We start from the raw sequence: 25,114 nt of genomic DNA, 5'->3' as shown, positions 1-25,114 counted from the left end.
TTGTTCAACCCCCCGCTTTCTCTTTTCCAATAAAACCACCTGGGCCCGCCGGGGCTCCATTTAAACTTTTCAAACACCGGCGGGCCCGGGTCACCCCCCCCCGCCCCCGAGTCATTGTGTGGTGATGCCGTAGTGTCGGAGGAGGCTGGGTGTCCCACCTGACTGGGGCAGGTGAGCAGCGAGGGGCCGAGGTGATCGACGAGCACGGCGATACGGTTCCGCTGCCGGTGATCCCGTCCTCCGATGACGTAACGGAGTTGATCGAGCACCAAGGGCAGTCGTACGCCGCGCCTCCGCCTCCGGACGATGGTCACCGCCCGCCGGCGGACGACGAGCATCGCCCGCCGTTCGCGCCGATCCTGAAGAAGGTTGCCCTCGGCGTCGCCGTCTGCCTGGTCGCCGGAGCGGGGTACGCCGGACTTCAGCACATCGCCAATGCGCCGGCCGACCCGAACGCGCCCGGCGCCCACGCACCGGCGTCCAGTGCGTCGACGCCCGACCAGGCGCAGGCCGGCGTCCAGCGGGCCGTGGCCGGTGAGGCCGTGCTGCAGAAGATGACCGACGCGGTCGAGAACGACAACCGCACCGAGTTCCTGAACACGATCGACCCGAAGGCCACGGACTTCCGGGCCAGCGCGCGGACGATCTTCAGCAACCTGACCACGCTCCCGATCGGTACGTTCCAGTTGCGCTACGTGAGCGACGACATCGGTGCCCTGACCCCGGACCGGCAGAGTCAGCTCGGCGGCAGCCAGTCCTGGCTGGCCCAGGTCGAGGTCTCCTGGCAACTCACGGGGTACGACGTGAAGCCCGCGCGCGAGACGCTGCCTGTGACGTTCGTCATCCGGGACGGGAAAACCTACGCCGCATCGTTCTCGGAGCGGTTCGCCGCCGGGCAACGCAAGCCGGTCTGGGCGCTCGGTGCGGTGGACGTGGCGAAGGGCAAACACAGCCTGGTGATCAGCCTGGACTCCGAGTCCGAGGCCCGGAGCTACGTTTCGGTCGCCGACAAGGCGGTCGAGTCGGTGAGCAAGGTCTGGGGCAAGAGTTGGCGGCAGAAGGTGGTCGTCTACCTGCCCGCCAAGCAGAGCCAGATGGAGGGTGTCCTCGGCGCCCAGCCGAACACGTACACCCAGATCGCCGCCGTCACCTTCGCCGAACTGGACCAGCCGGCGGTCGGTGCGCCGGTGCGGATCGTGGCGAACCCGAAGCTGTTCGAGGAGCTCGGCAAGCAGGGCCGCCGGATCGTGCTCACCCACGAGACCACCCATGTCGCGTCGACCGCGACCGCGTCGCCGGTGCCGTTGTGGCTGGCCGAGGGTTTCGCGGATTATGTCGCGTTCACCGCCGTACCGGTGCAGGACGAGTCGGCGGCGAAGGAGCTCTTCAAGGCCGTGCGGGCCGGCAAGGTGCCGGAGACGTTGCCGACGCCGGAGGCGTTCGCGGCGTCGGCGACCGAGCTGCCGCAGGCGTACGAGTCGGCGTGGCTGGCCTGCCGCCTGATCGCGGAGCGTGAGGGCCAGGCGAAGCTGGTGAAGTTCTACCGGACCGTGCACGCGTCGAGGTCGTCGACCGGGCTGGCGGACGCGTTCAAGTCGGTGCTCGGGATGACCGAGGCCGAGTTCGTCGTGGAGTGGCAGAAGTATCTGGAGAGGCTCGCCGGTGCCTAAGCCGCCCGGCCGGTGGGCGCCCCGCGTCGCCGGCGGTCTGCTGGCGCTCGCGCTGGTCTTCACGATCGCGGTCACCACCCCGTGGCACCTGATCGACCTGCCGAAACCTGATGCCACGCTGGACTTCACCACCGCCGGGATCGCCCGTCAGGACGCGTTCCGGCACGAGATCCTGCCGTGGTCGACCACGTCCTGGGTGATCTCGATCGTGGTCCCGCTGGTGATCGGCTTCAGCCCACTCGGCCGCCGGCTGTACGACGGTCTGCGGGTCCGCCCGTGGTGGCTCGCCGTACCGGTGGTGGTCGGTGGGATCGCCCTGATCACCAACCTGCTCACCGTGCCGACCGACGTCCTCGCGGAGCGGGTGAGTCTGAAGTACGGCCTGTCGGTGGAGAACTGGCGGTTGTGGGTCTGGGACCGGGGCGTCAACTGGGCGCTCACGTCGCTCGGTGTCGCGGTGATCGCGGTAGTCCTGATGGCGTTCGCGAAACGCCGGCCGCAGGGCTGGTGGTTGCCCGGAGCAATCGTCGCGGCGCTGCTGGTGCTCGGCGTGTCGTTCGCGTACCCGGTGCTGGTCGAGCCACGGTTCAACAACTTCACCTCGATGCCGGCCGGTGCCCTGCGCAACGACTTCCTGAAGCTCGCGGCCGCGGACGGCGTCCCGGTCAAGGATGTGCTCGTCGCGGACGCCTCCAAACGAACGACGGCGCTGAACGCCTACGTGTCCGGGTTCGGGTCGACGCGCCGGCTGGTCGTGTACGACACGCTGCTGAAGGACACGCCGCCGGCGCAGATCCGGCTCGTGGTCGCGCACGAACTCGGGCACGCCGCGGAGGACGACGTACTGCACGGGACGCTGATCGGGGTGCTCGGGACGGCGTTCGCGATCACGCTGCTGTATCTGTTGCTCGGGTCGCGGATGGCGGATCCGCGACGGGTCGGGGTGTTCGTCGCGCTGGTCGTCGCCGGTACGACGCTTGCGTCCCCGGTGCAGAACGTGGTGAGCCGGAAGATCGAGGCCCGGGCCGACTACCACTCGCTGCGGTTGACGAACGATCCGCAGAACTTCGTCGCGATGCAACACGACCTGGCGGTGCGGAACATCTCCGGTCTCGACCCGAGCCCCTGGCGGTACTGGATGTTCGCGACCCACCCGACCGCGCCGGAGCGGATCGCGATGGGCCGCGCGTGGGCGGCGCAGAACACCGGGCCGGTCCCGCCGCTGGCCCAACGATGAGCTGACGATGGCAGTCCTGGTCATCACCAACGACTTCCCGCCGCGGCAGGGCGGGATCGAGTCGTTCGTCCGCTCACTGTGCGACGAACTGCCGGACGTCGTCGTCTACACCTCCCACGAACCGGCGGACACGGCGTACGACGCGACGCTGTCGTTCCCGGTGATTCGGGACCGGACGTCGATGCTGCTGCCGACGCCTCGCGTCACGAAGCGGGCTGCGCAGTTGATGCGGAAGCATGACGCCGACCGCATTCTGTTCGGCGCCGCCGCGCCGCTCGGGTTGATGGGACCGGCCTTGCGACGGGCTGGAGCGCGAAAGATCGTCGCGATGACCCACGGACATGAGACGTGGTGGGCCGGCGTACCCGGTGCACGGCAGGCGCTGCGCCGCATCGGCGACGCGGCGGACACGATGACCACGGTCTCGTCGTGGTGTGCGGACCGGATCGCGCCGGCGCTGTCTCCACAGGCCGTACGTCGGATGCGCCGCCTGACTCCCGGTGTGGACACGCACCGGTTCTTCCCGGGCTGCGGGGGAGAGCAGATCCGCAAGGGGCTCGGTCTCGAAGGCGTCCCGGTTGTCGCGTGCGTCTCCCGGTTGATCCCGCGGAAGGGCCAGGACACGTTGATCCGCGCCTGGCCGCGGGTACTCGCCACGGTGCCGTCCGCCAAGCTGCTGCTGGTCGGGGGCGGGCCCGATCGTGAGCGGTTGGAAGGGCTCGCCGGCGAGGTACCTGGATCGGTGGTGTTCACCGGCGCGGTGCCGTGGGCCGACATCCCGCCGTACGTCGACGCGGCCGATGTGTTCGCGATGCCCTGCCGAACCCGGCGGTTCGGCCTGGAGCCCGAGGCGCTCGGGATCGTCACGCTGGAGGCCTCCGCGACCGGCAAGCCAGTGGTGGTGGGCGACTCGGGCGGTACGCCGGACACGGTCCGGCACGGCGAGACGGGCTATCTCGTGGACCCGTACAACCCGGTGGCGGTCGCCGAGCGGATCACGCAGTTGCTGACCGATCGGGAACAGGCGAGGGCGCTCGGCGCCGCGGGCCGCGCGTGGGTGGAGCAGAACTGGACCTGGACACGCTCCGGAGCCACGCTGAAGCAATTACTGGACATTTGACGTTGCAAGTCGTGTACTCTGGCGACCATGCACCGGATGTTCCGACTTGCCGCAGCCGTACGAGCTTCCCGCTCCCCGGCTGCCGCTGCCTGACATCCTCGAAACTTTCACCGGCGACCGGAAACGGTTCGCCGGTGTTGTTGTTTCTGTAGCCCGGTGGTCTGGTTCCGGTCCGAGTTCACAAGGACGGAATCATGACCATCAGCAGGACTTTCATCGACTTCTTCAGCGACCGTGGCCACGTCCCGACCACCGGGTCCACGCTCATCCCGCGGCTGGGTGATCCAGTGCTCTTCACGACCTCCGGGATGCATCCACTCACGCCGTACCTGGAAGGTGAACCTCATCCACTGGGGCGCAGACTCGTGGGCATTCAGCGTTGCCTGCGCACCACCGACCTCGACGAAGTGGGCGATCCGACCCATCTGACCGTGTTCGAGATGCTCGGCTCGTGGTCGCTCGGGGACTACGGGAGCAGCCAGACCCTCAAGTGGGGCTACGAGTTGCTGACCACGCGCTTCGGACTCGACCCGCGGCAGATGTATGTGACTGTGTTCGGCGGTGACGACCAGGTGCCGCTCGACCAGGAGTCGCTGACCACCTGGCAGCAGCTCGGTCTGCCGGTCGAGCTGACCACCGACGACAACTGGTGGTCGAACGGCCCGACCGGTCCGTGCGGCCCGGACTCGGAGATCTTCATCTGGACCGGCGACGGCGACCCGGAGGGTACGCCGACCACGGACGACCGCTGGGTCGAGGTGTGGAACCACGTGATGATGCGTTACCGCCGACACGACGACGGCTCGCTCGACGAGCTGAAGCAGCAGAACATCGACACCGGGCTCGGCCTGGAGCGGCTCACCATGCTGCTCGAGGGAAAGCAGTCGGTGTACGAGACCTCTCTGTTCGAGCCGTGGATGCGGATCATCCCGTCGATGTGGAAGCTCGACGAGCGATCTCGCCGGATCGTCATCGACCACCTGCGCTCCAGCATCGTGATCGTCGGCGACGGCGTGCACCCGTCGAACACCGGCCGCGGGTACGTGCTGCGCCGGCTGATCCGCCGGATGCTCACGGTGCTCTGGCGCGACGACGAGTCCCGGTCGCTGTCCGACGTGCCGATCGAGCTGTTCGAGCACACCCTGAACCACTTCCACCAGGGCGAGACGGTGACGCTGATCCGGCGGATCCTGATCGACGAGGAGATCCGGTTCAGCAACCTGCTCGACCGCGGCCGGAAGGTGCTCAGCCACGAGCGCTTCCACAAGTCGCTCGACGACACCGACTACGAGTACCTGCACGACACGCACGGCCTGCCGCGCGAGTTGGTGGATTCGCTCAGATGACCGGATCCAGTAGGTCGGTGCGGGGAGTGTCGGTGTCCGGGATCTCCGGGGGCACCACCTTCCCGACCGACGACTGGGCCACGAAGGCACCGGCCAGGACGATCGCGCCACCGATGATCTGGTTGGTCCGCAGGGTCTCGCCGAGCAGGATCAGTGCGAAGACGCAGGCCGCGACAACCTCGACGTACGCGACCGCACCGGCGATCGCGGCCGACAATCGCTGGACCGCGGCAGCGCCGGCCAGATAGGCGACCACGGTGCTCACCACGATGAGCCAGGTCGCCATCAGCCACCCGGGTGCCTGCCGGTGACCGATCGCGATCGTGTCGGTCAGGACGTGCCACGGCGTACCCCAGGGGGCCGCGATCGCGGTCAGGACGACGGCTCCGACCACGCTGCCCGCCGCGGTCATCACCAGCGGATCGGCGGCCCCGGTCAACTTGTCGATCAGGATGAAGTACGTCGCCTGGCACGCGGCCGCGCCGAGTCCGGCGAGCAGGCCGACCAGGTCGAGCCGCAACCCGGACCAGATCTCTGCCACGGTCGCGAGACCGACGACCGCGATGCTCACCCCGATTGCGGCCGACCGCGGTACGGCGACCTTCTGCCCGAACTTCAGCCACGCCACCACCAGCACCGGCCCGGAGAACTCGAGCATCAACGCGACGCCCACCGGCAGCCGGCTGGCCGCGACGAAGAACAACGTCTGACATCCGGCGATCCCGGTCAGGCCGTAGAGGACCAGTGACTTCCAGGACGCCCGCGCCGCGCGGATTCCGGCGCGACCGCGGAACACCAGCACGAGCGGCACGAGCAGCGCGGCGGCGCCGAGGATCCGTAACCAGGCTGCCTGCTGCGGGGTGAAACCCGCTCCGATCAGGGCCTTGGCGAACGGCCCCGACCCCCCGAACGTGATCGCGGAGAAGACCGCGAACCCCAACCCCACTGATTTCGTGCTGTACATGAGCATAACGGTCTCACGCCCATTACAGAGCTGTCGAGAGAGATCTCAGAGGACGTTCACGGCACGGGCCGCGATGATCGCGATCGTCAGCAGCGAGATCGCGGACTGGACCCCCATCAGCGTCTTCGTTCGGGCACTCAGCGGCATCGTGTCGGTCGGGCTGAACGCGGTCGCGGCGGTGAACGAGACGAACAGGTAGTCGGTGAATCCGGGCAGCCAGCCTTTCCAGCCCGGCAGGTCGACCGTCATCTGCGGGAACAACAGATCCGGCCGCTCGGTACGCCGTTCGTGCTCGGGCGCCCGGGCGAACGGGCCGCCGCGGTCGATCTCCCAGTACCAGACGGCGAACGCGACCACGTTCGTCACCCAGATCAGGACAGCGCTCTTCACCAGCACGCCGCCCTCGTTGGCGTCGCCGTTGTTCAGGAAGAAGATCATCCCGGCCAGGTAGTAGGCGTTCACCAGGACCAGCACCCCGACCAGAACGAGCTCGACCCAGCGCAGCCAGGGTTCGTCGCGGCGGAGGTGGAACGGGTTCATCCACACCAGCGGCACCAGCAGCAGGAAACCGAGAACCGGCATCAGCCAGCGCGGAAGGGCGTTGATCTGCGTCGGAACCAGCAGTTGCAGGATCAGGACCGCGATGACCGCCAGTGAGGCCGGCCACCGCCGGGTGTGCCGCGTACTCGTCTCCACTGCAGCATTCTGCCGCCGATCCGCGGTCAGCCGAGGGACGCGTCGACGACGGCCTGTCCCACCTCGGTCCGCCGGTAGTGGACCTGATGCCCGGTACGACGACGTGTCGCGAGCCCCGCGTCGTACAGAGCAGACAGGTGCTCGGCCACGGTGGCGAGTGCGAGACCGTAGTCCGCGGACAGTGCGCTGGTCGTGGCCGGTGGGTCGAGGGCGACGAGGAGCGTGGCGCGGCTGCGGCCGAGGAGGCGGGCCAGCGAGTCCGGGGGACTGGGGGCGTCGGACCAGAGGCGGGCGGCGCCGCGGGCCGGGTACACCAGGGTCGGGTGGTACGCCGGGTCGACGACGATGACGAGGAACGGCCAGGCGAAAACACCGGGGACCAGGAGCAGGCCCTGACCGGTGAGGTCGCGGTCCTCGGCCCGGTGCCGGGCGGCGACCAGACGCTCGTCCTCCCAGGTCAGCGTCGGATGGAGATCGTCAAAGAGGCCCGCGAGGCCACCGTCGGTGAGCTGCCGGCCGCGGTACGCGATGTCGTCCTCGAGTACCCGGCTGATCAGCGGCCAGTCCGGTTCGATCAGTGTCTGCCAGGCGTTCTCGATCGCGTCGGCGAGCTGTTCCCGGGTGCCGGCGACGTCGTCCAGCATGCGATTGATCACCGGTGCGGCCGGGTTGTTCAGCTCGTCACGGGACTGGATCAGCTCGCTGCGCACGCGATCGAGCGGCGTACTGCGGACCCTTGCGATCTCGGTCGCGAACCTCGCCCGGGAGGCCTTGGGTGGTGGCGTGAGGAAGTCCGGCGTGTAGCCGACGCGTGGCTGTAGCGCCTTCAGGCCGCGCAGGTCGACGGTCGCCGCGGCCTCCCGTTTCGCCTCGACCCAGTCCGTGTAGAGCGGCCGATGCCGGGATCCGTTCAGCACCCGGACCGCGGACATCGTCTCCCACAACGGCGAGACCCCGAAGCGGCAGCGCAGCGCGTCGGCTTGAGTGAAGCGCAGTACCGTCATGGCAGTGCGGTCATGACGGGGAACTTTCGGTCACAACCAAAACTCTACGCCGACCACCCCGAGGTCGGGCACTCTCGCGCCGTGAGGTCCTACCGCGCTGTTCTGCAGCTTCCCGGCATGCGTGCCGTGTTCGCCGCGCACACCGTGTCGATGCTCGGCATGGTCGGTGCGCAGGTCGCGTTGTCGATCCTGATCTTCGAGCGCACCGGCTCGCCGTTGCTGTCGGCGCTCGTCCTGGTCTGCTCGTTCCTCCCGTACGCCGTCGGCGGCACGGTGCTGTCGTCCGTCGCCGACCGCTTCCCCGCGCGCCGGGTGCTGGTGGTGTGCGACCTGCTCAGCGCGACCTGCGTGGCCGGGATGCTGGTGCCGAACATGCCGGTCGCGGGTCTGCTCGGGCTGCTGCTCGGGACCGGACTGATCGCGCCGATCTTCGCCGGCGCCCGCGCCGCGAGCCTCGCGCACCTGTTGCCGGCGGACCTGTTCCCGATCGGGAGGTCGTTGCTCCGGGCAATCGGTCAGATCGCGGTACTGACCGGCTTCGCGGGCGGCGGTATCGCGGTGGCCGCGATCGGCGCCAAGTGGCTGCTGGTGGTCGAGGTCGTGACCTTCGTGTCGTCGGCGATCCTGATCGGCACCGGTACGCCGTCCACACCGCCGGGGGAGCGGACCGCCAATCCCGTCCGCGAGTCGTGGGCCGGACTGCAGTACCTGTTCGCGAACCCGAAGCTTCGCAACCTGATCCTGCTGACCTGGGTGGCGCCGGCGTTCTCGTCCGTCCCGGACGGGCTCGCCGTCGCCTATACCGCCCAGGTCGGTACGGCGGCCGCCGCGGCCGGTGCGCTGTTCACCGGGTACGCGGTCGGCGGCGTGCTCGGCGAGCTCGTCGTCGCGCGGTTCACCCCTTCCGCGCGGCGACGGCTCGTCGTCCCGTTCCTGCTGACCAGCCAGCTCCCGGCGATCGCGTTCCTCGCCCAGCCGCCGATCCCGGTCGCCGCCGTCCTGCTCGCGATCTCCGGCGCCGGGTACGCGTTCAACCAGGGTGTCGACCCATTGATCCTGGAGTCCGTCGAACCGGCGTACCGCGGCCGGCTGTTCACCGTGCAGACCAGCGGCCTGATGGCGATCCAGGGCGTCAGCATCGCCCTCGGCGGCGTCGTCGGCTCGTTCCTCGCACCGAACCTCACGATCGCCGCGGCCGGCCTCCTCGGTACGGCGACCACCTTGCTGATCGCCCGTCAGGCACTCACCACGGAGCCACGTCGGACAGCGACTCCGGTCCTCTGAAGACACCGGTCGGGCCGTCCGCCGGCAGGGTCGCCAGCGCGACCGGGACCGCGGCGCCGTCCTCGACGGTACGGGTTCCGCGGGGGACGGAGGCCTGGGTGTTCAGGTCCGTCGGCACCAGGCCCGGGGTCGCGGCGTTCACCTTGATGCCGTCCACACGCAGTGCGCTCGCGTAGACCAGGGTCAGCGCGTTGAGCGCCGCCTTCGAGGAGCTGTACGCGAGCAGGCCCTGCGTCGCGAGGTGGCCGTCGAGCTCCGACAGCAGGTTGACCGAGCCGAGTCCACTCGACAGATTCACGATCCGCGCGTTCGGCGACCGGCGCAGCAGTGGCACGAACGCGTTGATCGCCGACACCACTCCGAACACGTTCACGTCGTACGCCGTTCGTACCTGCTCGGCCGTGATGTCGGCGACCGGCGTACCCCACTCGGCGACGATGCCGGCGTTGTTCACCAGTACGTCCAGCCGGCCGGAATCGGCGTCGACCTGTTTCGCGGCCGCCGTGACCGACTCCGCGTCGGTCACCTCAAGCTGCACGAACCGTACGTCGAGACCCTCGCCGACGAGCTCCGCTGCCGCGCTGCTGCCCAAGGCGGCGTTGCGTGCTGCCAGATAAACCGTCAGCCCGCGCCGGCCGAGTTGCCGGACGATCTCGCGGCCGATGCCTTTGTTTCCGCCCGTCACCAGGGCGACTTCGTTCTGATTCATGCCACCAGTCCAGCGCGGACCGACCCCTGCGGACCAACACCGATCAGGTGGTCCGCCATACCCTGGAGGTATGCCGGAACCCGAGATCCGCGAGCTGCGGTACTTCCGCGCGGTCGCCGAGGACCTGAACATCACCCGCGCCGCCGAGCGGCTGGGGATCGCGCAGCCGCCGCTGTCGCGCGCGATGCGCCAGCTCGAGCACCGCCTCGGCGTCGGCCTGTTCGACCGTTCCGGCACGCGGCTCGCGCTGACCGCGGCGGGGGAGACGCTGCTCAAGGAGTCCGGCCCGATCTTCGACGCGCTCGACGCGGCGGTCCGCCGGACGCAACGGGCCGGGTCGTCGACGCGCGGGCTGATCGTCACCGCGAAGCCCGGGGTGGCGACCGAGCTGCTGCACCGGATCGTCACAGAGCTCCGGGACGAGCTGCCGAGGATCGAAGTGGTCGTGAGCGGGTTCGGCGAGCAGGCGGACATGGTGCGGGACGGCCGCGCCGACATCGCGCTGGTCAGCCGTCCGTTCGACGATCACGGACTCGAAGCGGAGATGCTGTACACCGAGCCCCGGGTGGCCGCGCTACCGGCCGGGCACGAGTTGGCGGCGTACGACGTACTCCGGGCGGACGATCTGGCCGGGATCCCGGCGCCGCGGTGGAGCCGGTCCAACGTTGCCGAACGCAACTACTGGTCGGCGCGCCCGGACGACCCGGTGGACGGGCCGATCGTGCAGGACTCGTCGCAACTGCTGGAGGTGGTTGCCTTCGGTCAGGCGGTCGCGCTGGTCCCGCGGTCGATGGCCGAGCGCAACATCCGGCCCGACGTCGTCTATCGGCCGGTCGCCGACGTCGAGCCGTACCGGATGTTGGTGGTCTGGCCGGCCGGCAGCCGGTCGACCGAGCTGGCCGCCTTCGTCGAGGCGGCGGTCAGGCACTCGAGCGGACCACCAGCGGCGCGGTGACGAGGCGTCCCGGCGCGTCCGGCTCGCCGGAGATCTCCCGCAACGCGCGGTCGAACAGGCAGGTGGCGATATCCCGGAGCGGGATCCGGGCCGTCGTCAGCGGAGTGTCGAGCATGCTCGCGAACGGGAAGTCGTTGAACCCAGTGACCGCGACGTCCTGACCGACGGCGATCCCGCGCCGCTGCAGCGACCGCATCGCCACCACGGCGAACGCGTCATTGTCGGCCACGAACGCGTCCGGGGCCTCGGCATCGGCGACGTACGCCGCCACCGCGTCGAGCGAACCGAACGATCGCACCACCGTCGACGGGAACTCGCGGACGAACCCGTCCAGGCGCTGATGGACCCACGGCAGCGCGCTGTCGGTCGCGAGATAGACCGCCCGCTCCCGGCCGGTCGACCGCAGATGCGCGGCGATCCCCGCCATCGAGGTCTCGTTGTCGACGTCGACCCAGCACTGCCGCTGCTCCGGGCCGGTCTGCCCGAACGCGACGAACGGGAACCGCCGCCGGCTGAGGAACTCGATCCGCGGGTCGTGCGGCATCGTCTCCAGCACCACGATCGCGTCCACCTGCCGGGCCGCGATCAGCTTCTCGTAGAGCGCGATCTCGGTCGCGCCCTCGGTCGGTGTGGTGACGTGCACGCCGTACCCGGAGACCGCGGCCGCCTTCACCAGGCCGCCGAGCAGCCCGTGCAGGAAGCCGCCGAGACCGGGATTCTCGTCGTCGGAGAAGTTGTCCTCGAAGTACAGCGGCAGGCCGATCACCTGGCTGCGGCCGGACGACAGCGCGCGGGCCGCGTGGTTCGGGATGTACCCGAGCTCGTCGATCGCGGCGCGGACCGTCCGGACGGTCGGTTCACTGACGCGGTGCGGCGCGTTCAGGACGTTTGACACCGTCATCGCCGACACCCCGGCCAGCCGCGCGACGTCCGCGACCGTCGTACGCCGTTGTTTCTCTGCAGCCAAGTCCGTTTTCCCCCTCAAGTCCGGACGATCCGAGCCACCCCACCGACCGGTACGTCGATCACCCAGACCGCGGGCGGCGTCGTAGTCGCGCGCTGCACCTCGTGGCCTGAGCAGTCAGACACTACGAGGTCCACAGGCCCACCGCCGGCCCCTTCGACGTAGAGCCGCTGGCCGGCGCCGCCGTTGACGACGACCGTGCACGGGTCCTCTACCCGCACAACCGGGTCCGTGAACACGGCAACCACAGTCTCCGATGGACCGACCGCCCGCACCTGCGTGTAGCGGGCGTCCGGCCGCGACGGCAGCAGTACGCCGTGCAGCAACGCGTCGGCGTGGTCGTCCAGGAACCCGAGCCAGTACCGGACCACCTCGTCGTGCTCCGCCGACAACGCGTCCAGCTCCATCGACACCTGCGCCGTACTGAACAGGGCGCCGATGAACTGCTGCGCGACGTTCTCTACGGACGCCGACGGGCTCCACATCAGCATGTCCGAGTGCACCGCGCGGTCGCCGGCCAGCAGGCGGCAGTCGATCGTACGGACCCGGTTCTCCACTGGGTCGAGCGCGCAGTCGCCGGCTCGCAGGAACGTACCGAACTGCCACAGTCGCGGGTTCACGTAGTCCTGGCGGAACTCGATCAGCACGTCCGGCCGGAGTCGTTTCAGCTCGTCGGTGATGGCCTGCAGCAACAGCTCGACGCCTTCGTCGACCGATTCGCAGTCCGCATCCGGAGCGGGCGGCGGCGAGTCGAACGCCCAGGAGTCGATGAAGTCGATCTTCAGTCCGTCGACGCCCCAGTCTCGCACCGGGCGGATCGCGCACTCCAGCAGATGATCGCGGACCTCGCGGTACCGCGGGTCCAGCACCGCCGTGACGTCGGCGTCCGCGAACCCGAGAATCCGGTCCTGCAGTCGCGCCCAGGCCTTCGAGTGCACGCCGATCAGCGGCGGCGCGAGCCACAGCACGTAGAGCTGCCCGAGCTCGTGAACGCGGCGTACGTGCTCGGCCATGTCGGGGAACGTCTCGCTGGTCGGCTCCCAGTCGCCGCAGTACGCGTACCCGCGCCGCGTGTCGTCGGTCTGCCAGCCGTCGTCGACGATGACCGCCTTCGTCCGGTACGCCGCTCCCGCGCGGGCGTGCCGCTCGACGGACTCGGCCGACACGTGCTGGTGGTCGCTGTACCAGGTCGAGTACATCGCCTTCCGGACGACCGCGGGCACCGGCGCGATCCGGTCGCCGAGCTCGGCGGTCCACTCGGCCGTGACGTCGCGCAATGCGTCGGCGAAGTGCTGCTCGCGGGTGTCGATCCGGAGCGCGAACGAATCGCCCTCGAAGTCGGTCACCGTCAGCTCGATCAGCTGCTCGGCGGTCTCCTCGTTCACCCCGACCGCGAAGTCGCAGCCGCGGACGCCCGACGACAACGAGATCGTCGTGAGCGCGCGGTCCCGCGCGTCGACCAGACTCGCGACCGGAGCCGAGCGGACCGAGCGGATCTCGCGGTGCGAACCCCAGTCGGTCGGCAGGTCGCGCCGGGATCCCTGGCTCGCCCGCCAGAGCGTCACCGCGTCCTCGGCCGGCCACGTCCAGCGCAGCGTCACCGACCCGTTCGGCACCACGTCGAAGCACTGCAGTCCGGGCTCCAGGTCGGCTCGCTCGGTGAGCCGGGCGGCCCCTGACACAGAGCCGGTACGGCGGGTGCGGCCGTCACCGGAGCGGATCTCGAATGTCGTCACGGGCTGGACTATAGCGGTAAAACCAATCGGCAAGAAGGTATTGACGGAATTGGTCAACTGTCTCTAGTTTTACCGCTAAAGTGCTCTTGACGGGAGATTGCTCGTGCTGGCTGTCAGCTCCGACCTGGCGTACGTCGAGGACGCCTTCACCTGGGCCCGGGACCGGGCGCTGGCGTGGGTCCAGACCGATGCCGCGCCCGGCAACCTGCCGTCCTACTGGGCCGGCTACCCGTCCCGGGCGATGTTCTACTCCCGCGACGTCTGCCACCAGGCGGCCGGCGCGCACCTGCTCGGCCTGGACGCGGAGAACTTCGCGATGTTCCGGCACTTCGCCCGCTCGGCGACGCCGGCGCGGAAGTGGTTCCCGATCTGGGCGTTCCACTTCGACGGGCGGATCGCCGCCCTCGACTACCACTCCGACGAGCACTTCGTCCGGGAGATCCCCGCGGTGTTCGACCTGACCTACCGGGCGCTGAAACAGTACGACTGGACCGGTGACCGGCGCTGGATCGACGACCCCGACCTGGCGGCGTACTACGCGCACAGCGTCGGCGAGTTCGTCGCGGCCCACGACTCCGACGGCGACGGCATCCCCCAAGCCGCCGGGACCGCCGACATCTTCCTCGGTACGGCGACGTACAACGAACGCGAGGCGCCGCTGCTGCGCGCGGGTGACGGCCTCGCCACGCAGTACGCCGCACTCCGCAAACTCGGCCGGGACGCCGAGGCCGACAAGATCCAGGCCACGTACGACGAGTGGTGGAACGGCGACCACTTCGCACGCGGCATCACCAAGGACGGGCTGGACTTCAGTTGGGGGCTGGAGTCGCACACGCTCGTCCCGCTGTTCGGGCTGAGTGGTACGGGGGAGCGCACCGAGCGGTTCCTCGACTACCTCGAGACCCAGATGGAGTCGCACCCGCCGCTGAACATCGAGTCGTTCAGCTACTGGCCCGAGTTCCTGTTCGACCACGGCCGGGACGAGTCGGCGTGGCGCTGGACCAAGCATCTGATCGACAGCCGCGACGACTATCCGGAGATCTCGTTCACGGTCGTCGAGCACCTGGTCGCCGGGCTGCTCGGGCTGCGGCCGGACGCACCGAACGCCGCGCTGAGCATCACCTCCCACCTGCCCGCCGAGATCGGCGTCCTGACCGCCGACCACGTCCCGGTCGGCGACTGGGATCTGCGCATCCACCAAGAAGGCAAGCACAGCACCGAAGTCACCGTGTACAGCGGACCGGGTCCGCTCACCGTGACGGTCGGGCCAGAAGCCGACTCCGAGACCCACTCCCTCGCACCCGGTCGGACCGCCCGGGTCACGCACCCGAAGGACCCCTCATGAAGAAACTCCTCCCCACCGTCCCCGCTGTACTCGCCCTCCTGCTGGCGGCCGGCTGCGCGACCGGCAACGCGCCGGCGTCGAGCACCGACAACGGATCAGCAGAGATCAGCTTCTCGTTCTGGGGTACGAACTCCGAGGCGGCCTCGCTGAAGGCGATCGCGGCCGAGTTCGAGAAGGCGAACCCGGGCACCAAGGTGACCACGAACTGGATCCAGTCCGACTACGAGCAGAAGCTGCAGACGTCGATCGCGGCCGGCACCCAGTCGACGGTGATGGAGATCAGCAACACCAGCCTGGCCGGGTTCGCGCCGAGCTTCGCCGAGCAGACCGTCGACCCGGGCAAGTACGTGCAGCCGAACATCTCGACGGCGATGAAGTACCAGGACAAGTACTACGCGATGCCGTTCGCGGCCAAGCCCAAGGTGATGGCGATCAACACCGACGCCTTCAAGGCCGCCGGGGTACCGTTGCCGGACGCAACCAAGCCGCTGTCGCTCGACGAGTTCAAGGCGATCAGCGCCAAGCTCTCGCACGGTGACGGCAAGGCGCGCGTCTACGGTTCCAGCAACCTCTGGTACCGCGGCTGGCTGACCGCCGCGGGCGGCAGTTACTACAACGCCGACGCGTCGTCGTGCACCTTCGGCGACCCGACCGGCGTGCAGACCGCGCAGTACGTCGTCGACATGCAGAAGAACCGCTACTCGCCGACGTCGACCGACATCCAGGGTCAGGACCAGGCGCAGTGGTTCGCGGCCGGCCGGCTCGCGACGTTCAGCGACTTCGGGCCGTGGACGGTCGCCGACTTCGCCAAGATCAGCAAGCCGAACTGGTCGCTGGTCCCGGTGCCCGGCAAGGGATTCCCGATGGAGGTCGACGGGCTCGGCATCGCGAAGAACGCGAGCGGGAAGCAGTTGGAGACCGCGAAGAAGTTCGTCGAGTTCGCCAGTACGCAGCAGGCGGCCCAGGACCAGCTGATCCAGGGGAACACCGCGCTCGGCGTACCGATCATCGAGGCGTCCGCGCCGACGCTCGAGAAGGTGCTGCCGGCCGAGCGGAACCTGGCCGCGTTCACCAGCGCGCTGAAGGCCGGCGTGGTCGACGTCTCGGTGCCGAAGGAGGCGCAGATCTCCGGTGACGCCGAGAAGGGCATGACCAGCTACACGGCGCTCGGCACCGGCAAGGACGACGTCGCCAAGGTGCTGCCGCAGCTCGCCGAGAAGTGCACGCAGGCGCTGCAGAAGTGAATCCGACCGTTGGCTGGATCCGGAACCTCGCCGCGTCCTGGGGCGTCCCGAACGCCCTGGTTCCGCTGGTCCCGTTCCTGCTCCTGCTGATCGTCCTGTACGCCGTCATCGGACTGGCGGCGTACGGGGCGCGGCGGAAGTGGCCGCGGGCCGACAAGACGATCGCCTTCTGGCTGTTCGTCTCGCCCTGGCTGATCGGGTTCTGCCTGTTCACCGTCGGCCCGATGGCGTCGTCGGTCTACGTCAGCCTGACCTCGTGGGACCTGATCACCCCGCCGAAGTTCGTTGGCCTCGCCAACTACACCGAGGCGTTCCAGGACCCGAAGGTCGCGCAGGCACTGAAGGTGACCTTGCTGTACGCCGTGATCAGCGTGCCGCTGCAGACCGCGCTGGCGTTCCTCGTCGCGCTGCTGCTGAACACGGAGCTCCCGGGCATGCGGTTCTTCCGGACCGTCTGGTACCTGCCGTCGCTCGTCTCCGGTGTCGCGCAGATGGTGCTGTTCCTGTGGGTGTTCAACCCGCAGTACGGCCTGATGAACGACGTCCTGGGACGCTTCGGGATCGAGGGGCCGGGCTGGTTCAACGACGCGTCGTGGGCGCTGCCGACGGTCATCCTGATGAGCCTGTGGACGGTCGGCGGCGCGATGGTGATCTACCTGGCCGGCCTGAAGGACGTGCCGTCGAACCTGTACGAGGCGGCCGCGCTCGACGGCGCTGGACCGGTGCGGCAGTTCTGGCACGTCACGCTGCCGCAGATGTCGCCGATCATCCTGTTCAACGCGCTCACCGGCATCATCGGCTCGCTGCAGATCTTCACCCAGGGCTTCATCGCGAACGGCGGCCCGAAGGACTCGCTGCTGTTCTTCGTCTACTACCTGTACGACAACGCCTTCCAGAACTTCCGGATGGGCTACGCGTCGGCACTCGCCTGGATCCTGTTCGCGGTGATCCTCGCCCTGACCGCCGTCACGCTCCGCGGCAGCGCCTTCGCCGTGTACTACGAGACCGAACTGGGCGGCCGTAAGAGGAGGAAACGATGACCGCGCTGGCAGAACCTCTCGTCCTGCGCGCCGACCGGCCGTTCTGGCGCCGCAACCTCACCGTCACCGTCGTCCTGTACGCCGTCCTCGCGCTCGGCTCGCTGGTCTTCGTGTACCCGTTCCTGTGGATGATCGCGACGTCGTTGCGGTCGCTCGCCGGAGTGGGCAGTTCGGGCGCGAGCGTCGTACCGCACGAGTTCCTGTGGGACAACTACACGCGGGCGGTGACGTCGTTCCCGTTCTGGCGGTACGCGCTGAACTCCGTGCTCACCACACTGATCCCGATCGTCGGGACGGTGTTCTCCTGCTCGCTCGCCGGCTTCGCGTTCGCGCGGTTGCGGGTGCGGTTCGCCGGGGTGCTGTTCGCCGTCGTACTGGCGACGATGCTGCTGCCGGGGGAGGTGACGATGGTGCCGCAGTTCATGCTGTTCAACAACCTCGGCATGGTCGACACGCTGTACCCGCTGATCCTGCCGGCGTTCTTCGGGTCGCCGTTCTACATCTTCCTGTTCCGGCAGTTCTTCGCCCGGATGCCGTCCGAGCTGGCCGACGCGGCCGTGGTGGACGGCTGCGGCTGGTTCAAGATGTTCCTGCTCGTGTACCTGCCGCTGGCCCGGCCTGCGGTGGTCGCCGTGTCGATCCTGCTGTTCATGGGCTACTGGAACAACTTCCTCGGCCCGGCGATCTACATCAACTCCGACCAGTGGAAGACGCTGCCGCTGGCCCTGGCCGGCTTCCAGTCCGTCAACGGCACCGACACCCCGCTGCTGATGGCGACGTCGGTGCTGATCACGATCCCGTGCCTGCTGATCTTCTTCATCGCCCAGAAGCAGATCACCAACGGCATCACCTTCACTGGCGGTAAGTGATCCCAGGACGGTACGACGGGAGCGCCTCGGCCAGCGTCGGGTAGTGGTCGAGGTGATGCACGGTGCAGGTGGTCCTGAGCAGATCGCCCAGCCAGTGCCCGGCACCGGACGCGCGCAGCCAACCGCCGTGCTCGACCGCCAGACGGTGCGCGTCCGAGAGAACCTCGAGGGCCGCCGCCTCCATCCTGGTGACGCGGCGCAGGTCGACCACGAGCCGGGGGAGTTTGGTCGTGATCACATGCTGGAGTTCGCCGGCGAATGTCGCCAGTACGCCGACGTCGATAGCTCCGGCGACCCGGACGACAGCACACTCACCGACCGCGCTCCAGCTACAGACGAAAGGCCCGCTCGCACTCACCGGCCGGCGAGCGGAGCGGACCACCTGAAGTTTTGGGGCTGGCTTCATACCGCTTCCGGTACCCCCGTCCAACCCTGCAGGTCAGTCGCGCCCGAGGATCCCTTGGTCGTACCCCTTGGCGACGGCGGCCGCGCGGTCGGTCACGCCCAGCTTGGTGAAGACGTGGCTGAGATGGGTCTTCACGGTGGCCTCGCTGATGAACAGCTCGCGAGCGATGTCGCGGTTCGACGTGCCTTTCGCGACCAGTTCGAGGACCTGGCGTTCGCGGGCGGCGAGCGGGGCCGGGGCCGGGAAACGGACCGCGGACACGAGCCGGGACGCGACGGCGGGGGAGAGGACGGTCCGGCCGGCGGCGGCCTGGCGGACCGCGTTGAACAGCTCGTCCTGCGGGGCGTCCTTCAACAGGTACCCGGTGGCGCCGGCCTCGATCGCGGGCAACGTGTCGGTGTCGGTGTCCCAGGTCGTGAGGACCAGCACCTTCGAGCGGATACCGCGGCGGGTCAGCTCGGTGATCGCGTCCAGCCCGCCGCCGCCCGGCATCCGCAGGTCCATCAGGATCACGTCGGGCTCGAGTTCGGCCGCGAGTTCGACCGCTCGGACGCCGTCCGGCGCCTCGGCGAGCACGGTGAACCCGTCGGCGGCCTCGAACATCCCGCGCAGGCCGTTGCGGACGACCGGGTGGTCGTCGACGAGCAGCAGGGTGATGTCAGGCATGGATGTGTCAGGCATGGATGTATCAGGCATGGATCACCAACGGTACGTGCGCCGAGATCGCCGTACCGAAACCCGGCTCGGACTCGATCGTGAGCGAGCCGGCGATCCGTTCGGCGCGGGCGCGCATGCCGTCCAACCCGAACCCGCCGGTGCCCGAACGGGCCGGCAGCGCCAGCGGGTCGAAGCCCTTGCCGTTGTCGCGGATGTCCACCGTCACCTCGTCATCCATGAAGCTGAGGGTCACGCCGACGCGGGTCGCGGCGGCGTGCTTCGACACGTTCGCGAGCGCCTCCTGCGTGATGCGCAGCAGGGTCGCGGAGAACTCGCCGTGCAGGTGCTGCGCCGCACCGGTCAGGGTGAACTCGGCGGGTACGCCGGTCCGCTCCGACCACTGGTCGACGGTCTTGCGCATCGCCTCGGGCAGACCGTCGTACGAGAGGCCGGCCGGCGCCAGGTTCTGCACCGAACGGCGGGCCTCGCCGAGGCTGTGCCGGGCCAGCTCGCTCGCACGGCCGACTCGGTCCTGGACCACGTCCGGGTCGGAGGTGTTCGCCGCCGCCTGGAGCTGGGCGATGATGCCGGTCAGGCCCTGCGCGATCGTGTCGTGGATCTCCGCGGCCAGCCGGCGGCGCTCGTCCGCGACCCCTGCTTCGCGCGCCTGGACGAGCAACTGCGCCTGCAGCGCGGCGTTCTCCTCGTGGGCGCGCTCGAGCTCCGCAATGGTGTCCGCCCGGGCCTGCGACCGGGCCTCCTGCTGCTCGGCGAAGTGCTTCACCACCGTGAGCAGCACGTTGTTCGCGATCACGAGCCCGAAGAACGCCAGCCACATCGGGCCGTGCGGCGGCCAGTGGCCGGTCTGGGCGCCGGCGATCGGGAGCGTGCACGCGAACAGCGCGAGCCGCTGCCGCTTCCGGCCCGGGATCATCGCGTCGGCGTCGTAGTACCCCGCCACGACGTAGAACGAGAAGAAGCCGTTCAGCGACGTCAGCAGGCAGGCGATCACCCAGCGGATCACGAAGAACGTCACCGAGACCGCGTTCGGCCCGCGGTGGCGGCGGCCGCTCCAGCTCCACCAGACCTCCATGACCAAGGCGGCCCCGAGCAGGGCGAGCCCGAACTCGAGCTCGCGGGTGACCGGAGTCAGACTGCCCGAGGTCGTGAGCGCCAGCAGGGTGCCGAGGCCGAGCAGGAAGTACGGCGCCCAGCGCTGGGCCGCCGCCTGGCGCCGATCGAGCGCGCTGTCGGCTGTCGTCACCAGCCCAGTCTGCACGAACCTACTCCCAGCGGAACCAGCGCGCCGCCGCCACCGACACCACGACCGTCCAGCCGGCCAGCACCCCGAGGTGCGACCACGCCGGCCAGTGTCCGGCCGCGGCCTGGTCGAGCGCCCGCGACGCGGCACCGAACGGCAGCAGTACGACGATCTGCCGCAGCGTGTGCGGCATCGACTGGACGGGGAGCCACAGCCCGGCCGAGAAGAGGCTCGGGAAAAACACCGCCATACCGAACGCCGTCGCGAGGCGCGCTGTCTTGGCCCGTGCCGACACGAGCGCGCCGAGCGCCAGCGCGGCGGCGGCCGTCAGCAGCAGGGCCAGCAGGTAGCCGGCGAGCTGACGCGGCAGCTGGACGTCGAACGCGAGCCGGCCGATCGTCAGGCAGATCAGCGCCGACACCAACCCGGTCGCGCCGTGCAGCGTCATCTGCGCGGCCAGCAACGCGGACGGCCGGACCGGCGTCGCCGACATCCGGCGCAGGATCCCGCGCTCGCGGTAGCCGGTGATGATCGGCGGCATCGCCTGCAGACCGACGACGATCTGCCCGACCATCACCAGCACCGGGACGTAGAGGTCGATCAGCCGGACGCCGAGCCCGTCGTCGACTCGCCGGAAGCTCGGGATCGACCCGAGGATCACCAGCAGCAACGGCGGGAACCCCAACACCCAGAACAAGGTGCCGAACTCCCGGAGATACAGCCGCGTCTCGGCCCGGAGTACGGCGATCCGCGGCGAAGGCCGCCGTACGGCGTCGATGGTGGTGGTCATCGGGTCGCTCCTGTCAGGTCGAGGAAGGCGTCGTCGAGGGTGGCGTCGGTGATGCGCAGCTGGTGGGCGGTGATCCGCTTGCGGGCGAGCAGCGACAGCAGCGCGGTCACGGTCTCGTCGGATCCGCCGAGGGTGAGCCGGCCGTCCTTGTTCTCGATCGAGGCGAGCGCCGGCAGCGCGGCCAGCTCCTCGTCGTCGAGTGGATCGGACGGCGTGAACGAGACGACCGTGGCGCCGGCCGTTCGGCTGATCAGGCCCCGCGGGGTGTCGAGCGCGGTGATCCGGCCCTTGTCGATCAGCGCGATCCGGTCGCAGAGCCGCTGCGCCTCCTCCATGAAATGCGTGACCAGCAGCACCGTGACACCGCGGGCGCGAATGTCCTCGACGACCTCCCAGGTGTCCCGCCGGGCCCGCGGGTCGAGACCGGTGGTCAGTTCGTCGAGTACGACGACCCGCGGGTTCCCGATCAACGCGAGCGCGATGAACAACCGCTGCTTCTGTCCACCACTGAGGACACCGAACCGCGTGTTCAACTGTCCGCTCAGCCCGAGCCGCTCCGCCAACGGCCGCCAGTCGGCCGGCTTTGGATACAAGGCGCCGTACAACTCGAGCGCCTCTCGCACCGTGAGCTTCGCCTGCAGCTCACTCTCCTGCAGTTGCGCGCCGAGCACCTCCGTCAGGGCCGCGTGGTCCCGCACCGGATCGAGCCCGGCGACCCGGACCTGTCCGCTGTCGGGAACCCGCAGCCCCTCGACACACTCGACGGTGGTGGTCTTGCCGGCACCGTTCGGTCCGAGGATGCCGAAGATCTCGCCCTCGTCGACACTGAACGACACCCGGTCGACAACGGTCCGCGCGCCGTACGCCTTACGCAGGTCGGAGACTTCGACAATCGAAGAAGCTTTGGTCATGCCCCGAGCCTGACGGACGGGGCGCACCGCTCACATCGCCCAACTGGCTCGTCCCGGGATCAGCCGATCGGCTGACGCCGGGACTACTACCTACTGCGCCTACTTGGCGTAGAGCGCCTCGACGTCGGTGCCGTGGTTCTTCATCACGATGTGCCGGCGGAGCGAGAGCTTCAGCGAGAGCTCGCCGGTCTCCTGGGTCCAGTCGATCGGGAGGATGGAGAACTTCTTGATCGCCTCGGCGTGCGACACCGAGGTGTTCGCGTCGTCGATCGCCTTCTGGACCTCGGCGATCAGGTCGGCGTCCTGGGTCAGCGCCGCGACGTCGGTGGGCTTGCCGCGCTCGGTGGCCCACGGCACGATCGTCTCCGGGTCGATGGTGATCAGCGCGGCGATGAACGGCTTGCCGTCGCCGACGACCATGCACTGGCTGACCAGCGGGTGCAGCCGGATCTGGTCCTCGAGCAGCGTCGGCGCGACGTTCTTGCCGCCGGCCGTCACCAGGATCTCCTTCTTCCGGCCGGTGATCTTGATGAACCCGTCGACGTCGAACTCGCCCAGGTCGCCGGTGTGGAACCAGCCGTCGGCGTCGATCGCGTTCGCGGTCGCCTCGTCGTTCTTCCAGTAGCCCTGCATCACCTGGCCGCCCTTGAACAGCAGCTCACCGTCGTCCGCGACGGCGACCGTGACACCGGGCAGCGGCCGGCCGACGGTCCCGATCCGGATGTCGTCGGGCAGGTTCACCGACACCGCCGCGGTGGTTTCGGTCAGGCCGTAACCCTCCAGGACCGGTACGCCGATGCCGCGGAAGAAGTGCCCGAGCCGGTCCCCGAGCGGTGCGCCACCGGAGACGGCGTACTGCACCTGGCCGCCGAGCACCGCGCGGAGCTTGCTGAACACGAGCCGGTCGAAGAGCAGGTGCTTGGCCTTCAGGCCGAACGACGCGCCGCCCTTGTCCTGCGCCTGCGAGTACGCGATCGCGGTCTCGGCGGCGGCGTCGAAGATCTTGCCCTTGCCGTCCGCGTGCGCCTTCTGCGCGGCCGAGTTGAACACCTTCTCGAACACCCGCGGCACGCTCAGGATGAACGTCGGCTTGAACGCGCCGAGGTCCTCGACGAGGTTCTTCACGTCGGCGCTGTGCCCGACCTTGACCCGCTTCATCACGCAGCCGACCTGGATGATCCGGGCGAACACGTGCGCCAGCGGGAGGAACAGCAACGTGCTCGCGCCGGTGGTGTCGAAGAGGTTGTCGAGGATCTTCACGGCCGGGCCGAGCTCGTCGAGGAAGTTCGAGTGGCTGATCTTGCAGCCCTTCGGGCGTCCCGTCGTACCGGAGGTGTAGATCAGCGTGGCCAGGTCGTCGGGGGTGACCGCGGAGCGGCGCTTGTCGAACTCGGCGTCGCTCACCTCCTGGCCCAGTGCGGTCAACTCGTCGACCGCGCCGGCCTCGATCTGCCAGACCTCCTGCAGGGCCGGCGCTTCGGCGCGGGCGTTCTCGACGACCGCGCCGTGGGTGGCGTTCTCGACGACCGCGACGACAGCTTCGGAGTCGGTCAGGATCCATTGGATCTGGGAGGTCGAGGAGGTCTCGTAGATCGGCACGGTGACCGCGCCGATGCTCCAGATCGCGTAGTCGACCAGGGTCCACTCGTACCGCGTCGGGCTGAGCAGGGCGACCCGCTCGCCGTGCTTCACGCCGGCCGCGATCAGGCCCTTGGCGACCGCGGCCACCTGCTGCGCGAACTCCGCCGCGGTGACGTCGGTCCAGGTCGACCCGCTCCGGCGGCTGAACACCGCGGTGTCAGGATGGGAGGACGCGTTCGCCCACACCGGGTCGCTCAGGCTCCCGGTGGGTGGCTCGGTCACAGCAGGAACGGTGTACTCACGCATCCGCGTCTCCTCAGTCGGTCACGAATTGTCGACTTCCGGCGCACGCTACAGTCACCTACCCACAAGTAGCCACCTTTATGTGACCCACGGAACTAGGTTCTAGCCATGCCACAGCTCGACATCAGTTGCGACGACCTGGTCGTTGCTGATCCAGCCTACGTCGCCGAGCGGCTCGGTTCGGACACCCTCTGGCGCGAGTGGTGGCCGGACCTCACGCTGACCGCTTCGGAGCGGCGCGGCCTGGAGGGGGTCCGCTGGACCGTCACCGGCGCCGCCATCGGTACGGCGGAGTGGTGGCTGGAAGCCGTTCGGGACGGGGTCGTCGTGCACTGGTACCTCCGCGTCGACCCGGCCCGTCCGGTCCGCGGCCGGGCCCTGCTCCGACTGAAGGAGCGGTACGTCGCGGCGTACCGGGAGCGGGTGTGGCGGTTCAAGGACGAAGTCGAGGCGGGCCGCGCGGCGGGCGAACGCCGTACCCTGGACGATCCCGCGATAGTCTCCGGGGAGGACACCGGCGCCGCGACCGCGCAGCCCGCCGGCCAGACGCACCAGAACCGACCGGCGAAGAGGTGAATCGATGGCGGATCAGACCACCTCGACCATCCAGATGAACGCGACCCCCAAAGAGATCATGGCGGTGATCGCGGACTTCGCGGCGTACCCGGAGTGGGCCGATTCGATGCGGGAGACCGAGGTGCTGTCCACCGACGAGGCCGGCCGGCCGAACAAGGTGCGCTTCAAGGTCGACGCCGGCGCGATCTCGGACGAGTACACGCTGGCCTACGTCTGGTCCCGCAACGAGGTGACCTGGTCGCTGGTCGAGGCGAAGATGGTGAAGGGGATGGACGGTGCCTATGTCCTGCGGGACCTGGGGCCACAGGGGGGAGTGGGGACCGAAGTGACGTACCGGCTGGCCGTCGACGTACCGATTCCGATGATCGGCATGCTCAAGCGCAAAGCGGAGAAGGTCATCATCGACACGGCCCTGAAGGGCTTGAAGAAGCGCGTCGAGTCGTAGG

General features: G+C 69.0%; 24 protein-coding genes. 12 read left to right on the top strand and 12 right to left on the bottom strand.

The window, feature by feature from the left end; translation table 11 throughout:
• Window positions 1–149 precede the first annotated feature (149 nt).
• The 4 genes from ACWGID_RS33805 (at window position 150) to ACWGID_RS33790 (ending at window position 5,373) form a co-directional block, all read left to right on the top strand.
• Window positions 150–1,670: a hypothetical protein gene (locus ACWGID_RS33805; protein WP_452203395.1), complete on the top strand. Its 1,521-nt coding sequence runs from the start codon at window positions 150–152 to the stop codon at window positions 1,668–1,670.
• Window positions 1,663–2,907 carry a M48 family metallopeptidase gene (locus ACWGID_RS33800; RefSeq protein WP_452203394.1) on the top strand — a complete coding sequence of 415 codons (1,245 nt, stop codon included), beginning with the start codon at window positions 1,663–1,665 and terminating at the stop codon, window positions 2,905–2,907. The genes ACWGID_RS33805 and ACWGID_RS33800 overlap by 8 nt, the downstream gene beginning before the upstream one ends.
• 7 nt (window positions 2,908–2,914) lie before the next feature.
• Window positions 2,915–4,027 carry a glycosyltransferase family 4 protein gene (locus tag ACWGID_RS33795; RefSeq protein WP_452203393.1) on the top strand — a complete coding sequence of 371 codons (1,113 nt, stop codon included), beginning with the start codon at window positions 2,915–2,917 and terminating at the stop codon, window positions 4,025–4,027.
• Between the two features lie 194 nt (window positions 4,028–4,221).
• Window positions 4,222–5,373, top strand: a complete 1,152-nt coding sequence (locus ACWGID_RS33790) for an alanine--tRNA ligase-related protein (RefSeq protein WP_452203392.1) — start codon at window positions 4,222–4,224, stop codon at window positions 5,371–5,373.
• Here the strand turns inward: ACWGID_RS33790 and ACWGID_RS33785 are convergent.
• Genes ACWGID_RS33785 through ACWGID_RS33775 form a run of 3 tightly spaced genes read right to left on the bottom strand, consistent with a single transcriptional unit; the run spans window position 5,366 to window position 8,037 of the window.
• A complete protein-coding gene (locus tag ACWGID_RS33785; RefSeq protein WP_452203391.1) occupies window positions 5,366–6,337 on the bottom strand; it encodes an EamA family transporter in 972 nt (323 codons plus the stop codon). The genes ACWGID_RS33790 and ACWGID_RS33785 overlap by 8 nt on opposite strands.
• Before the next feature lie 45 nt (window positions 6,338–6,382).
• Entirely contained in the window at window positions 6,383–7,033 is a 651-nt protein-coding gene (locus ACWGID_RS33780) for a hypothetical protein (protein ID WP_452203390.1), read from the bottom strand.
• 26 nt (window positions 7,034–7,059) lie between these two features.
• Window positions 7,060–8,037: a DUF5937 family protein gene (locus tag ACWGID_RS33775; RefSeq protein WP_452203389.1), complete on the bottom strand. Its 978-nt coding sequence runs from the start codon at window positions 8,035–8,037 to the stop codon at window positions 7,060–7,062.
• Between the two features lie 117 nt (window positions 8,038–8,154).
• Here ACWGID_RS33775 and ACWGID_RS33770 point away from each other — a divergent pair, with 117 nt between their 5' ends.
• Complete coding sequence (locus tag ACWGID_RS33770; RefSeq protein ID WP_452203388.1) at window positions 8,155–9,321, top strand: MFS transporter; 1,167 nt, start codon at window positions 8,155–8,157, stop codon at window positions 9,319–9,321.
• On the opposite strand, the gene ACWGID_RS33765 is transcribed toward ACWGID_RS33770, so the two are convergent.
• Window positions 9,281–10,030, bottom strand: a complete 750-nt coding sequence (locus ACWGID_RS33765; RefSeq protein WP_452203387.1) for an SDR family oxidoreductase — start codon at window positions 10,028–10,030, stop codon at window positions 9,281–9,283. The two genes, ACWGID_RS33770 and ACWGID_RS33765, sit on opposite strands and share 41 nt — an antisense overlap.
• Before the next feature lie 70 nt (window positions 10,031–10,100).
• On the opposite strand from ACWGID_RS33765, the gene ACWGID_RS33760 reads away from it, so the two are divergent.
• Window positions 10,101–10,985 (top strand): LysR family transcriptional regulator, encoded by an 885-nt coding sequence (locus ACWGID_RS33760; RefSeq protein ID WP_452203386.1) that lies wholly within the window; start codon window positions 10,101–10,103, stop codon window positions 10,983–10,985.
• On the opposite strand, the gene ACWGID_RS33755 is transcribed toward ACWGID_RS33760, so the two are convergent.
• Together ACWGID_RS33755 and ACWGID_RS33750 are read right to left on the bottom strand one after the other, a co-directional pair.
• Window positions 10,951–11,952 (bottom strand): LacI family DNA-binding transcriptional regulator, encoded by a 1,002-nt coding sequence (locus tag ACWGID_RS33755; RefSeq protein WP_452203385.1) that lies wholly within the window; start codon window positions 11,950–11,952, stop codon window positions 10,951–10,953. The genes ACWGID_RS33760 and ACWGID_RS33755 overlap by 35 nt on opposite strands.
• Window positions 11,953–11,966: 14 nt before the next feature.
• Window positions 11,967–13,685: a glycoside hydrolase family 36 protein gene (locus ACWGID_RS33750; RefSeq protein WP_452203384.1), complete on the bottom strand. Its 1,719-nt coding sequence runs from the start codon at window positions 13,683–13,685 to the stop codon at window positions 11,967–11,969.
• A 103-nt stretch (window positions 13,686–13,788) separates the two neighbouring features.
• On the opposite strand from ACWGID_RS33750, the gene ACWGID_RS33745 reads away from it, so the two are divergent.
• The 4 genes from ACWGID_RS33745 to ACWGID_RS33730 are packed head-to-tail and all read left to right on the top strand — an operon-like array spanning window position 13,789 to window position 18,183.
• Window positions 13,789–15,030, top strand: a complete 1,242-nt coding sequence (locus ACWGID_RS33745) for a hypothetical protein (protein WP_452203383.1) — start codon at window positions 13,789–13,791, stop codon at window positions 15,028–15,030.
• Window positions 15,027–16,274: an ABC transporter substrate-binding protein gene (locus tag ACWGID_RS33740; RefSeq protein ID WP_452203382.1), complete on the top strand. Its 1,248-nt coding sequence runs from the start codon at window positions 15,027–15,029 to the stop codon at window positions 16,272–16,274. Before ACWGID_RS33745 ends, ACWGID_RS33740 begins: the two co-directional genes overlap by 4 nt.
• Window positions 16,271–17,314: a carbohydrate ABC transporter permease gene (locus ACWGID_RS33735; RefSeq protein WP_452203381.1), complete on the top strand. Its 1,044-nt coding sequence runs from the start codon at window positions 16,271–16,273 to the stop codon at window positions 17,312–17,314. Before ACWGID_RS33740 ends, ACWGID_RS33735 begins: the two co-directional genes overlap by 4 nt.
• On the top strand, window positions 17,311–18,183 hold the full coding sequence (locus tag ACWGID_RS33730) for a carbohydrate ABC transporter permease (RefSeq protein WP_452203380.1): 873 nt from the start codon (window positions 17,311–17,313) through the stop codon (window positions 18,181–18,183). The genes ACWGID_RS33735 and ACWGID_RS33730 overlap by 4 nt, the downstream gene beginning before the upstream one ends.
• On the opposite strand, the gene ACWGID_RS33725 is transcribed toward ACWGID_RS33730, so the two are convergent.
• From ACWGID_RS33725 to ACWGID_RS33700, 6 genes are all read right to left on the bottom strand, one after another.
• Window positions 18,167–18,589 carry an STAS domain-containing protein gene (locus ACWGID_RS33725; RefSeq protein ID WP_452203379.1) on the bottom strand — a complete coding sequence of 141 codons (423 nt, stop codon included), beginning with the start codon at window positions 18,587–18,589 and terminating at the stop codon, window positions 18,167–18,169. The genes ACWGID_RS33730 and ACWGID_RS33725 overlap by 17 nt on opposite strands.
• A 33-nt stretch (window positions 18,590–18,622) precedes the next feature.
• Entirely contained in the window at window positions 18,623–19,270 is a 648-nt protein-coding gene (locus ACWGID_RS33720) for a response regulator (RefSeq protein WP_452203378.1), read from the bottom strand.
• Between the two features lie 7 nt (window positions 19,271–19,277).
• Window positions 19,278–20,510 (bottom strand): sensor histidine kinase, encoded by a 1,233-nt coding sequence (locus tag ACWGID_RS33715; RefSeq protein ID WP_452203377.1) that lies wholly within the window; start codon window positions 20,508–20,510, stop codon window positions 19,278–19,280.
• A 19-nt stretch (window positions 20,511–20,529) separates the two neighbouring features.
• On the bottom strand, window positions 20,530–21,297 hold the full coding sequence (locus tag ACWGID_RS33710) for an ABC transporter permease (protein WP_452203376.1): 768 nt from the start codon (window positions 21,295–21,297) through the stop codon (window positions 20,530–20,532).
• Window positions 21,294–22,208: an ABC transporter ATP-binding protein gene (locus ACWGID_RS33705; protein WP_452203375.1), complete on the bottom strand. Its 915-nt coding sequence runs from the start codon at window positions 22,206–22,208 to the stop codon at window positions 21,294–21,296. The genes ACWGID_RS33710 and ACWGID_RS33705 overlap by 4 nt, the downstream gene beginning before the upstream one ends.
• 99 nt (window positions 22,209–22,307) lie before the next feature.
• Window positions 22,308–24,095: an AMP-dependent synthetase/ligase gene (locus ACWGID_RS33700; protein WP_452203374.1), complete on the bottom strand. Its 1,788-nt coding sequence runs from the start codon at window positions 24,093–24,095 to the stop codon at window positions 22,308–22,310.
• Between the two features lie 105 nt (window positions 24,096–24,200).
• Between ACWGID_RS33700 and ACWGID_RS33695 the strand changes: the two genes are divergently transcribed.
• Together ACWGID_RS33695 and ACWGID_RS33690 are read left to right on the top strand one after the other, a co-directional pair.
• The gene (locus tag ACWGID_RS33695) at window positions 24,201–24,668 is read left to right on the top strand and encodes a hypothetical protein (protein ID WP_452203373.1); all 468 of its coding nucleotides are present in this window, start codon (window positions 24,201–24,203) and stop codon (window positions 24,666–24,668) included.
• Window positions 24,669–24,672: 4 nt separating this feature from the next.
• A complete protein-coding gene (locus ACWGID_RS33690) occupies window positions 24,673–25,113 on the top strand; it encodes an SRPBCC family protein (protein ID WP_452203372.1) in 441 nt (146 codons plus the stop codon).
• Window position 25,114 lies beyond the last annotated feature (1 nt).

The sequence above is a fragment of the Kribbella sp. NPDC054772 genome, assembly GCF_053611945.1.
This window is presented reverse-complemented; position numbering and strand designations above follow the sequence as displayed.